8 protein-coding genes are annotated in these 12,199 nt (G+C 62.6%); 2 read left to right on the top strand and 6 right to left on the bottom strand.

Translation table 11 applies throughout. The features are described 5' to 3' along the window. Nucleotides 1–55 precede the first annotated feature (55 nt). Nucleotides 56–925, top strand: a complete 870-nt coding sequence (locus tag H0241_RS32620; RefSeq protein WP_181061877.1) for an SDR family oxidoreductase — start codon at nt 56–58, stop codon at nt 923–925. Nucleotides 926–1,212: 287 nt separating this feature from the next. Here H0241_RS32620 and H0241_RS32615 read toward each other — a convergent pair whose 3' ends face one another. The 5 genes from H0241_RS32615 to H0241_RS32595 all read right to left on the bottom strand — a co-directional run bounded on the left by H0241_RS32615 (nt 1,213) and on the right by H0241_RS32595 (nt 7,568). Next, nucleotides 1,213–1,590, bottom strand: coding sequence for a hypothetical protein (locus H0241_RS32615; RefSeq protein ID WP_181061876.1), 378 nt, complete (start codon nt 1,588–1,590; stop codon nt 1,213–1,215). Between the two features lie 297 nt (nt 1,591–1,887). Continuing rightward, nucleotides 1,888–2,301 carry a GFA family protein gene (locus H0241_RS32610; RefSeq protein WP_181061875.1) on the bottom strand — a complete coding sequence of 138 codons (414 nt, stop codon included), beginning with the start codon at nt 2,299–2,301 and terminating at the stop codon, nt 1,888–1,890. A 76-nt stretch (nt 2,302–2,377) separates the two neighbouring features. Beyond that, a protein-coding gene (prfB, locus tag H0241_RS32605; RefSeq protein WP_181061874.1) for a peptide chain release factor 2 occupies nt 2,378–3,509 on the bottom strand; the annotation gives its coding sequence in 2 pieces (ribosomal slippage) (nt 2,378–3,442 and nt 3,444–3,509; 1,131 coding nt in all). A gap of 129 nt (nt 3,510–3,638) precedes the next feature. Then, nucleotides 3,639–6,095 carry a penicillin-binding protein 1A gene (locus tag H0241_RS32600; protein WP_181061873.1) on the bottom strand — a complete coding sequence of 819 codons (2,457 nt, stop codon included), beginning with the start codon at nt 6,093–6,095 and terminating at the stop codon, nt 3,639–3,641. A 213-nt stretch (nt 6,096–6,308) separates the two neighbouring features. Next, the gene (locus H0241_RS32595) at nt 6,309–7,568 is read right to left on the bottom strand and encodes an N-acetylmuramoyl-L-alanine amidase (RefSeq protein WP_181061872.1); all 1,260 of its coding nucleotides are present in this window, start codon (nt 7,566–7,568) and stop codon (nt 6,309–6,311) included. A 649-nt stretch (nt 7,569–8,217) separates the two neighbouring features. Here H0241_RS32595 and H0241_RS32590 point away from each other — a divergent pair. Continuing rightward, the gene (locus H0241_RS32590) at nt 8,218–11,160 is read left to right on the top strand and encodes an Rne/Rng family ribonuclease (protein WP_181061871.1); all 2,943 of its coding nucleotides are present in this window, start codon (nt 8,218–8,220) and stop codon (nt 11,158–11,160) included. Nucleotides 11,161–11,258: 98 nt separating this feature from the next. On the opposite strand, the gene H0241_RS32585 is transcribed toward H0241_RS32590, so the two are convergent. After that, nucleotides 11,259–12,188: a glutaminase gene (locus H0241_RS32585; RefSeq protein WP_181061870.1), complete on the bottom strand. Its 930-nt coding sequence runs from the start codon at nt 12,186–12,188 to the stop codon at nt 11,259–11,261. Between the last annotated feature and the right edge of the window lie 11 nt (nt 12,189–12,199).

The raw sequence follows: 12,199 nt of genomic DNA, 5'->3' as shown, positions 1-12,199 counted from the left end.
CTGTTTGTGAGCCACACATATTGGGCCTGTCAAGCAACCCAACAGGAGAAATTCCATGACCATTCTCGTTACCGGCGCCACAGGCAATGTTGGCCGCCAAGTCGTCGAACACCTCGTCAAGCGGGGCGCCGATGTCCGTGCTCTCGTCCGCGATCCGTCGAAAGCCAGCTTTCCGGCAGGCGTCTCCGTAGTGCAAGGCGACTTTCTCGACGTCGATTCGCTGCGCAAAGCCATGTCTGGGGTTTCCACCCTGTTCCTCTTGAACGCCGTGGTACCGGATGAATTCACCCAAGCTTTGATCGCGCTGAACGTCGCCCGATCGGCCGGCATCGAGCGGATCGTCTATCTGTCGGTGATCCACGCTGACGTCTATGTGAACGTGCCGCATTTCGCGGGCAAGTTCGGCGTCGAGCGAATGATCGAGCAGATGGACTTCAAGGCTACGATCCTGCGCCCGGCTTACTTCATCCAGAATGATCTGATGATCGAAGACATCATCACCGGCTATGGCACCTACCCAATGCCGATCGGCGCCAAGGGTCTCGCCATGATCGACGCCCGTGATATCGCCGAGATCGCCGCTCTTGAGCTACTGCGCCGTGAACAGTCCGAGGAGCCGCTTGCGCTCGACCGGATCAACCTCGTCGGTCCGCAGACACTGACCGGGACGGATATCGCCGCAATCTGGTCTGACTTGCTTACCCGCCCGATCAGCTACAGCGGCGACAATACAGAGGGCTTTGAACAAAATCTCAAGCAGTTCTTGCCCGCCTGGATGGCCTACGACATGCGCCTGATGGGCGAGCGCTTCTTCACCGACGGGATGCTGCCTGAGGCCGGCGACGTCGAGCGCTTGACGGCGCTTCTGGGCCGCCCACTGCGCCCATATCGCGACTTCGCCTCAGCAGTCGCTGCTTCTGTCTGACGGAAGCAACGTCTGTCTCGAAAAGACTATCGCCCTCGGTCTATTCGACTGCCAGTGTTCCGGTAAACCCGGAAGGCGAACCTAGGTTGACGCCCTCAGGTGTGGGAGGGTCTCGAACTCAAAGCACGCGACGCGCGCTTGTTCCTCGCGAGCGGCCAAGCACAAAAACGTCTAAAACTGAGAAGTGCTTGCCAGTGCCGTGGATGTCCTCACGTCATATGCCAGCCTTCTCAGCAAAAATGTTCTGGAACTACAGCCTGCCTTCCGATGAACTTTGTCAACAGTTCTCAGTAGGAACGCGGCGGCACGAACAGGCAGATCGTCTTGCCGGCGTCGAGACCAGCCTGATGCGCGCACCAGTGGAAATCGCCGTCGGGTGAGTCCTTGACCCGCTTATCGCTCATCGGAACGACCTCCCCCGTTCCGGCGATGACATAGCCCTCGGGTTTTTCCAGCACCTCGCCCGTGCGGGTGGCGCGGCAGTCATAGTTTGCACAGCAGGCGAAGGGATAACTCCAGCCTTGCGGTTTGGCCGCCGTCGGCTTGGCGTCATGGGCGAAGCCGGGTGCGGTCAGCATCGCGATCGCGCCGACCACAAACAGAGAAAACAGAAGTCGGCCAGCCGGTTGAACGGCTCTGGCCGATCGGACTATGGCAGCAGACATGGAAACGTTCCTTTCAAGCGAGCATCAAGCGTTTGCTTGCCCGTTCTTGGAACGTGTCTTCCCAGTGGCCGACTCGTCAGGCCGCAGATATGCCGCGTCCGGCCATAAATGCTTTTTCATCCCTCAGCCCGAGATGCTGGGCTGATTCCTTGGTCGGCGCAAGAAGTGCGTAGGTACTACAGTGCCGCACTCGGAGCGCCGGCCACCCAAAAGGGTGCGCCGGCTTGGTTAACGAGCGGTTAACGCGGCCGGCAGCCGAGGATCGCAATCAACGAAATCGGTATCCGCTGGTTCCACCTACTCGGGCGCGGAGACCACGTGCCCTTCATATTGCGGCAGGTCGTCGGCGATGGTGAACCATGGCGCCTTGGAGCTGACGAAAATATGCGCGGTCGGCCGGATCGTTGGATCGTCGACCAGCGTGCCCATGGCGACATGGACATAGGCGCCGTCGCGAACCAGCGAATAGAGCAACGAGCCGCAGCGGCTGCAATGCGCATCGTGGCCGCTGTCGTCGCCGAAATGGATGAGCCCGTGATGCCCTTCGGCAAGCGCGAACTTGTCACGCTCGATGCCGGCGAACGGCTTGAAGGCGGAACCCGTGGTGCGCCGGCAGTTTGAACAATGACAGTTCGCGGCATAGACGAACTCGTCCGCCACCTCATAGTGGACCGCGCCGCAAAAGCACTTTCCGCTGAGCTTGCGAGCCATGGTTCCTCCTTCGCTCCCCGCCCACGGATATGTTCTGATTCAGGTCAGGCCGGCCTCACCTGAATATGGACATATCCTAGTCGAGGTCCGCCACCGCTTCGCCCGCACCGCCTTCGATGCGCTGCGACAGCGAGGCTTCCATGAAGTCGTCGAGATCACCGTCGAGCACGCTCGACGGGCTGGTGCTTTCGACGCCGGTGCGCAAATCCTTCACCAGCTGGTAGGGCTGCAGCACATAAGAACGGATCTGATGTCCCCAGCCGATGTCGCTCTTCGACGCCTCGGTGGCATTGGCCACCGCTTCGCGCTTCTTCAACTCTTCCTCGTAGAGCCGAGAGCGCAGCATTTCCCAGGCCTTGGCCTTGTTCTTGTGCTGCGAGCGTTCGGCCTGGCAGGCGACCGCGATGCCGGTGGCGATATGGGTGATGCGCACCGCCGAATCCGTCGTGTTGACATGCTGACCGCCCGAACCGGACGAGCGGTAGGTGTCGATGCGGACGTCGGATTCAGAGACGTCGATCTCGATCCTGTCATCGACGACCGGATAGACCCAGATACTGGAGAAGGACGTATGGCGGCGCGCATTGCTGTCATAGGGCGAAATCCGCACCAGGCGGTGGACGCCGGATTCGGTCTTCAGCCAGCCATAGGCGTTGTGGCCCTTGATCAGCAGCGTGGCGGACTTGATGCCGGCCTCTTCGCCGTCATGGACTTCCAGCACCTCGACCTTGAAGCGGCGGCGTTCGGCCCAGCGCGTATACATGCGCAGAAGCATCGAGGCCCAGTCCTGGCTCTCGGTGCCGCCGGCGCCGGCATGGACTTCGAGATAGGTGTCGTTGGCGTCGGCTTCGCCCGACAGCAGCGTCTCGACCTGGCGGGCCTTGGCCTCGCCCTGCATCGAGCGGATGGCGGCTTCGGCCTCGGCGACGACGCCTTCGTCGCCCTCTTCCTCGCCAAGTTCGATCAGGCCGATATTGTCTTCCAGCGCCTGCGTCAGGCCTCTGACCGCCGCGATGCCTTCTTCGAGGCCCTGGCGTTCGCGCATCAGCTTTTGCGCTTCCAGCGGTTCGTTCCAGAGGCTTGCGTCCTCGGCCCGCACATTCAGGTATTCAAGCCGCTTTATGGCCTGATCCCAGTCAAAGATGCCTCCTCAGCAGGGTTATCGCCTGCCTGATCTCGTCGACAATGTTCTGCGTTTCCGCGCGCATGGCTGGTTGTTCTGTCCTGTTTTTGAATTGCGCTTGGGTCGGCGCGATACATAGGGACGGCATTGCTGCCTGTAAAGCGAAATGGGCCAGCTTCAACAGCCAGCCCATTCAACATAGGAAATCAGATCGTCAGTAAAGCCCGCCGCCGGGCGCCTGGATGGCTTGCGAAGCCTCCGGCGACAGCGGTCCGCCGGCGCCGTTGGAACCGTCGGCGCCCATGCCGATCACCCAATAGCTGTCGGCGGGGCCGGTGCCGGGCTTGAAGGCTTCGATGATGGTGCCGGGATCGCCTGACGCGGCACGCATGCCGGTCTTGCGGTTGATGGCGACCAGGTTCATGCCTTCCGGCACCTTGAAGTCGACATTGGGCGTGCCGTCCAGCGCCACGCGCATGAAGTCCTTGAAGATAGGCGCCGCCAGACCACCACCGGTGGCGCCATGGCCAAGGCCGCGCGGCGTGTCGTAGCCCATGTAGAGGCCGACGACGAGGTTCGGCGTATAGCCGATGAACCAGGCGTCCTTCTCGTCATTGGTCGTGCCGGTCTTGCCGGCAATGTGGCGGCCAAGCTCGGCGATAGTGGCGCCGGTACCGCGCTGGACCACGCCTTCCATCATCGAAGTGATCTGGTAGGCGGTCATCGGGTCGAGCACCTGCTCGGAATTGTCGACCAGTTCCGGTTCAGGCTGGTTGTTCCATTCGGACGCATTGCAGCCTTCGCAGCCGCGCTCGTCCTGCTTGAACACGGTCTTGCCGTAGCGGTCCTGGATGCGGTCGATGAGCGAGGGTTTGATCGACTTGCCGCCATTGGCCATGATCGAATAGGCCGACACCATGCGCATCACGGTGGTTTCACCGGAGCCCAGTGCCATCGGCAGATATGGCGCCAGATGGTCGTAGACGCCAAAACGTTCGGCATATTCCACCACCAGCTTCATACCCATATCGTTGGCCAGCCGCACCGTCATCAGATTGCGCGACTTTTCGATGCCGGAGCGCAAGGTCGCGGGACCGGCGACCGTGCCGTCATAATTCTTCGGCGTCCAGGTCGTGTTGCCGCTCTGGATGGTGATCGGCCCATCCATAATCACCGACGCCGGCGTATAGCCATTGTCGAGCGCCGCCGAATAGACGATCGGCTTGAACGACGAGCCCGGCTGGCGCATTGCCTGCGTGGCGCGGTTGAACTCCGACTGCGCGTAAGAGAAGCCGCCGACCATGGCCAGCACGCGGCCGGTATGCGGATCCATGGCGATCAGACCGCCCTCCACTTCCGGCACCTGGCGCAGCGTGTAGGCGCCTTCAGACCCTTCGTTTTTCTGCACGAAGATGACGTCGCCCGGCTGCAGCACGTCGGCTGGCGACTTGGCCTTGACCGTCTTGCCATCGACCACATGGCGCATGGCAAAGCTCATGTCTTCCTTGCTGACGGTGCCTTCGACGCGTTCCTTGACGATATCGCCTGAAATCTGCCGCGTCGGCTGCAGGCCGATGGAAAGACCGGTGTCGGAACTGTCGAGGACGACGGCAAGCGACCATTCCGGAACGTCTTCCAGCCCCTTGACCTTGCCTAGCGCAGCGCCCCAGTCGCCGGAAGCATCGATATGCGTCACCGGTCCGCGATAGCCGCGCAGCGTATCGTATTTGAGCAAGCCGTTCTGCATCGACTTGCGGGCGATGAGCTGGATCTTCGGATCGAGCGTCGTGCGCACCGACAGGCCGCCCTCATAGAGCGCGTTCTCGCCATAACGCGCGATGATCTGGCGGCGCACTTCCTCGGTGAAGTATTCGCCCGCGAACAGATAGGAGCCGTTGCGGCGCGGAGTCACGCCGAGCGGCTCGGCCTTGGCCTTGTCGCCTTCCTCGCGCGTCACGTAGCCATTCTCGACCATCTGGTCGATGACCCAGTTGCGGCGCTCGATGGCTCGGTCGGCATGCTTGAAGGGATGGTAGTTGTTGGGCCCCTTCGGCAGCGACGCCAGATACGCGGCTTCCGCGACGGTGAGTTCGTTGACCGACTTGTCGAAATAGGTCAGTGCCGCGCCAGCCACGCCATAGGCGCCAAAGCCGAAGAAGATCTCGTTGAGGTAAAGCTCGAGGATGCGGTCCTTCGAATAGGCCTGCTCGATGCGGAAGGCCAGGATCATCTCCTTGATCTTGCGCTCATAGGTCTGGTCCGAGGACAGCAGGAAGTTCTTCGCCACCTGCTGGGTGATGGTCGAGGCGCCGACCTGGCGCCTGCCCGAGCCCATATTCTGCAGGTTGACGTAGATGGCGCGGCCGAGCCCGGTGATGTCGATGCCGGGGTGGTTGTAGAAATTCTTGTCCTCAGCCGACAGGAACGCCGCCTTGACCCGGTCCGGAACCGCCTGGATCGGCAGATAGAGCCGCCGTTCGCGCGCATATTCGGCCATCAGCGCCCCGTCGGAAGCGTGGATGCGGGTCGTCACCGGCGGCTCGTACTTGGCCAGCACTTCGTAGTCGGGCAGGTCCTTCGACAGATGGCTAATGTATATCGCCACGCCCGCGGCAACCAGAAGCGCCAGCGTCGTGCCGATACCAAAGAAATAGCCGATGAGACGAATCATGCCCGCTCCAGTCCGAGGTTCGGGAATTTCTTAGACGAAGCCGCCTTTCGCGCAAGCTTTCGCAACGGTCCCAATCCGCAATGGCAAACCCTTGTCGCCACCATGTGGACAAAATACGGCAGCGTCCGATTTCGGCATCCCCTGGCGGAAATAAAAGCGCCTGGTGTTGTCGTCGTGCAACGCTGCCTCTGGTTGTGGGCGGCGGCGGCCATCTCAGCCCCCGGTTCCCGTTCCCATCTTGGCGGAGGCAAACAAGGCGACGGCATTGGTGATGCTCTGCGCCGCCTTCCCGCGCCAGTCGGCGTCGAGCAGCTGCGCCTCGTCTTTGGCATTGGAGAGATAGCCGAGTTCGACCAGCACCGAAGGCACATCGGGCGCCTTCAGCACCTTGAAGCCGGCCGAGCGCTGCGGATTGTTGATCAGGCCGACGCTGGTGGACAACTGGCCGACCAGAGTGTGGGCGAAGCTCATCGAGAAATTGTGCGTCTCGCGGCGGATCAGGTCGATCAGGATGTCGGTGACTTCCTTGTTGTCGTCCTTGATCACCATGTCGGCGAACTGATCGGAGAGGTTTTCGCGATCGGCCAGCGCCTGCGCTTCCGGATCGGATGCCTTGTCGGAGACGGTGTAGACGGTGGCGCCTCTGATACCCTTGACGCTGATCGTGTCGGCGTGGATCGAGATCAGAAGGTCGGCCTCGTGCTGGCGGGCGATGCGCACGCGGTCGTCGAGCCGCAGGAATTCGTCGGTCTCGCGCGTCATGAACACGTCGTAGTTGCCGACCGCGGCGAGCTTGTCGCGCAGTTCGGTGGCGAAGGCGAGCGTCACGTTCTTCTCGATGGTGCCGTTGAGACCTTCGGCGCCGCCGTCGATGCCGCCATGGCCGGGGTCGATGACGACTGTGAAGCGATGCCCCGGATTGGAAATCGGCCCGGTGCCGACCCTGGCGCCCTTGTCGGTGGAGACGGTCGAGCCTGTGGTCAGCGCCTGGTTGGCAAGCGCTTCATCGAACTCGCGGTCGGAAGCCGCCGACATGTCGATAGCGATGCGGTAGCCGTTGCCGTCATCGTTCTTGAGCACATCCAGCTTGTCGACCGAGAACGGCCCCTTGCCGGTCAGGATCAGCCGCGATCCCTCGCCCTGATCGCCATAACGTACCGCCTTGACCAGGCCGCGCGCCTTGGCGTCCTTCGCGCTGATGGCGAATCGTGTGCGCGGCAGGTCGATGACCAGCCGGTTGGGGCCGCGCAGCAGGAACCATTTGATATCAGGCTCGCGGTCGAAATCGATGACGATGCGCATCTTGGTGGCGTCGCCCGCCATCTTGTAGGCGGTGGCGCCGAGCGGCGCATCGGCGGCGCGTGAAACCGGCGCAAAGGCGAAGCAAAGCGCCAGCAGCAAAAGCACACACGCAGCGCGCAGCAAAAGGCCTGCACGGCCATGGCCCTTGTCTGTGGTGCCCGCCAGTCCCATCTCTTTGCAGTCGCTCCCGGTTTGGCGCCTTGCGCCCGCGTGGTTGGTCGAAATGCCGGTCAGGCCGCAGACTCGATTAACGATTGGTATCCAGAGAAGGTTAACCAAGCCTTTTCATTGAGGATTAGGGCCTGTGCTTCCGTTACGGCACTGCTTTTTGCCGGCATCCGAAATCGGGGTTGCCTTCCACCCCGTCAAATCATAAAAGCGATGGTGGATCACTGCAATCCTGGAACCGCTTCTCCCGCAGCTTCCCGCTACAGGTCAGATGAAAGGCGGCTCCTTTCGCTTCCAGCGAAAAGGCTTCAGGTGATCGCGACGAATTTCGCAGGTGTGCGCCCGTGGCGGGGGAATCGCCTGCGTGAGGAAAACGGCCGGGTTTGTTCCCGTGCCGGCTCTGTATGAGCAAACAAGCTGGTCCGGTACTTCCGGGCTTTGGTTCAAAAGGTTCTGCTGGTGACGATGGCTTCAAGCGCAATCATGGAAAGGTCCGCATCAAACCGCGCCATTATGGCTGCGGGCGGCACCGCCATGGCGCTCAAGCGGCGTCCCGCGGACATTCAGACATCCGGCACCCACATCCCAGACACGCAGCAGCGGGCTTTGCCTCGCAAGCTGCGGCTGACGGCTGCCGGGAGGAAACGTAATAATGCCCAACAAAATGCTGATAGACGCCTCCCACCCGGAGGAAACACGCGTTGTCGTTATCCGCGGTAACCGTATCGAAGAATTCGACTTTGAATCCCAGGACAAGAAGCAGCTCAAAGGAAACATCTATCTCGCTCGCGTAACGCGCGTCGAACCGTCCCTTCAGGCAGCCTTTGTCGAATATGGCGGCAACCGTCATGGTTTCCTCGCCTTCAGTGAAATACACCCCGACTACTACCAGATCCCGGTCGCCGATCGACAGGCGCTGCTGCGCGCCGAAGCGCAGGAAGCCGAGGACGAGGAGAACGAGGACAATGACGGCGACGACCGCCAGAGCCGCGATCGCGGCCGGCGCGGCCGCCGGCGCGGCGGCAAAGGCCGCGAGCGTGGCGAACACAAGCGCGATGCAGGCACGGATGATGAAAGTGGCGAACATGGCGATGCCGGCAGCGATGCCGTTGCCGAAGGGCCAGCTTCCGAGCATGCCGCGGCTGATACCGCCGGGCATGACGATCACGCCGGGCATAGCGACAGCGAAACGTCCGATACCGAGACATCTGGGACCGAACCGTCAGAAGGCGGCCCGACATCGATCGCGGCAAGCGTCGAAGCGGATGTGATCTCCGAAGCCGTCCCGCAGGCTGGGGCCGGCGACGAGGCAAGCGGCGAAACCGCATCAGCCGATCACAGCGGCGAAGCCACATCCTCCGACAATGATCGCGGCATGCTGGAAGAGGTGCAGTCCTCGCATCCCGACGACCACGAGATTGAATCGGTCGGTGCCGAGGATGCGCTGGAAGAGGTGCGCAACCGCCGCAAGCCGGTGCGCCGCCAGTACAAGATCCAGGAAGTCATCAAGCGCCGCCAGATCCTTTTGGTGCAGGTGGTTAAGGAAGAGCGCGGCAACAAGGGCGCGGCTCTCACCACCTATCTGTCGCTTGCCGGCCGCTATTCGGTGCTGATGCCGAACACGGCGCGCGGCGGCGGCATTTCGCGCAAAATCACCAGCGCGGTCGACCGCAAGCGCCTCAAGGAGGTCGTTGCCGATCTCGAAGTGCCGCAGGGCATGGGCGTCATCCTGCGCACCGCCGGCGAAAGCCGCACCAAGGCAGAGATCAAGCGCGACTACGAATATCTGATGCGGCTTTGGGAAAACGTCCGCAATCTGACGCTGCAATCCACCGCTCCCGCGCTCGTTTATGAGGAAGGCAGCCTGATCAAGCGCTCGGTGCGCGACCTCTACAACAAGGATATCGACGAGATCCTTGTCTCCGGCGAGGAAGGCTATCGCGAAGCCAAGGACTTCATGCGCATGCTGATGCCGAGCCACGCCAAGGTGGTTCAGCCGTTCCGCGACACGACGCCGATCTTCGTGCGCAACGGCATCGAGGCGCAGCTCGACCGCATGCTGCAGCCGCAGGTGACGCTGAAGAGCGGCGGCTACATCATCATCAACCAGACCGAAGCGCTGGTCGCCATCGACGTCAATTCGGGCCGCTCCACCAAGGAGCACTCGATCGAGGACACCGCGCTTCACACCAACCTTGAAGCGGCGGAAGAAGTCGCCCGGCAGTTGAGGCTGCGCGATCTCGCCGGCCTGATCGTCATCGACTTCATCGACATGGAGGAGAACCGCAACAACCGCTCCGTCGAAAAGCGGCTGAAGGATCACCTCAAGAACGATCGTGCCCGTATCCAGGTCGGCCGCATTTCGCATTTCGGCCTGATGGAGATGTCGCGCCAGCGCATCCGCGCCAGCGTGCTGGAATCGACCATGAAGCCCTGCCCGCATTGCGGCGGCACCGGCCATGTGCGCTCCGACTCGTCGGTGGCGCTGATGGTGGTGCGGGCGATCGAGGAATTCCTGCTCAAGGATTCGCGTAGCCACATCACCGTGCGGACGCCGGCGGCAACCGCGCTCTATGTGCTCAACCACAAGCGCGGCACGCTGGTGGAACTCGAAGGTCGCTTCGGCCTGACCATCACCATCGAGGCCGATGACACGGTCGGTGTGCAGCACTATGCGATCTTCCGCGGCGCCATTGCCGAAAAGCCCGAAGGCTTTGTCGAGGCGCGCAGCTTCCCGGCCTATGTCGAGCCGGAAGAACCCGAGGATGAGATCGTCATCGAGGAGGAAGACGACGAGGTTGTGGTGCAGGCCGAGCAGCCGCGCCCGGCGCAGCCGCAGTCGCAGCAGCAGCCGAGATCGGCCGAGGACGGCGAAGGCCGCGATCGCAAGCGTCGCAAGCGCCGCAGGCGGCGTGGCGGCAAGGATCGCGACCGCGAGCACGGCGAGCGCGAGCCTGGCCATGCGGCCGAAGGTGCTTCGGCCTCGGCAGCAAGCGACGACTTTGCCTCTGAACCAGGCGAAGACGATGCGGCCCCGCAGGACGAAGCCCCAGTCGGCGCCGTCGAAACGGTGGAAGCATCGGACGACGCCCAGGGCAAGAAGCGCCGGCGCGGCAAGCGTGGCGGCAAGCGCAATCGCCGTGAAGACGGTGAAGGCGGCACGGAGACCGAAGCCGGCGAAACCGCTGAGGTTTCGGTGGCCGATGCCTCCGATGCGACTGTCAGCGAGCCTGTCGCGGCGGTAGCGGTTGAAGAAGCCGCGGCTCCTGCAGCAGCGAACGACGACGAACCGGTCGCCGAAAAGCCGAAGAAGAAGCGTCCGTCGAGGTCGAAGAAGGCCCTGGCCGAGGCCGCCGCAGAGGCGGCAGCCGAAGCACCCGCCACACCTGTCGAGGACGCTGCACCGGCCGAAGCGGCGGCGCCTGCGCCCGCGCCGGCCGCCAAGGAGGAAGCGCCTGCCCGTCCCTCACGGCGCAAAGCGGTGGCGGCGGATACGCCGGTGGTGCCCGTGGTTTCCTCCAGCGTTGCCGACGAGGCCAAGGCCGAGGAAAAACCGAAGCGTGCCGGCTGGTGGCAGCGGAAGGGCTTTTTCTAAGCTTTTCAGTCAGTTGAACTGATTGCCTGAATAATAAAAATCCCGCGCCGTTCGAAAGACAGCGCGGGATTTTCGTATCTGGGGAATGGCCGAAGCCGTCAGGGAGCGAAGATCGACCAGTTCATCATCCTGGCCAGTTTTTCCAAGGCGATCGACCCCAGCTTTGAATTGCCGTTGGCGTTCAAGCCTGGCGACCACACGGCGAGCGAGGCGACGCCCGGCACGATCCCCAATATACCGCCGCCGACGCCGCTCTTGCCGGGAATGCCGACGCGAAACGCAAAGTCGCCGGAGCCGTCATAATGGCCGCAGGTCAGCATCATGGCGCCGATGCGGCGTGCGCGCTCGGCCGACACCACCTGATACCCGGTCGCGGGATTCTTGCCGCCATTGGCGAGGAAGCGACCGGCCAGCGCCAGCTGCCGGCAGCTCATGGCGATGGCGCAATGGTGGAAGTAGACGCCCAGCGCCAGCTCCGGCGCGTGGTTGAGATTACCGAAGGATTTCATATAGTTGGCAAGCGCAAAGTTGCGATAGCCGGTGGCCCGTTCGGAGGCCGCGACCTCCCGGTCGATGATGATCGTCTCGTCATCGGCGAGGAACTGGATGAAGCGCAGGATTTCGCCGATCGCCTCGCGCGGCTGGTGGCCGGCGAGCAGGATGTCGGAGACGACGATGGCGCCGGCATTGATGAACGGATTACGCGGAATGCCGTTCTCATGCTCGAGCTGGACGATCGAGTTGAACGGATTTCCCGACGGCTCGCGCCCGACCCGCTTCCACAGCGCGTCGCCGACATTGCCGAGCGCCAGCGTGAGGGTAGACACCTTAGAAATGCTCTGGATCGAGAACGCCTGGTCGGCGTCGCCGGCGACAAGCACGCGACCGTCATTGGTGACGGCGGCAATGCCGAATTTCTTCGGGTCGACCTTGCCGAGCTGCGGAATGTAGGTGGCGACGTCACCGCGATCGGTTCGCTCGGCCATCTCAGTGGCGACGTCGGCCAGTGCCTGTTCGAGTTCCGGCATGCTCGTCCCCG

Source organism: Mesorhizobium neociceri (assembly GCF_013520985.1).
Lineage (GTDB): Bacteria > Pseudomonadota > Alphaproteobacteria > Rhizobiales > Rhizobiaceae > Mesorhizobium > Mesorhizobium neociceri.
Note: the sequence above shows the minus strand (reverse complement) of the source record. Positions and strands in the feature narration are given on the sequence as shown.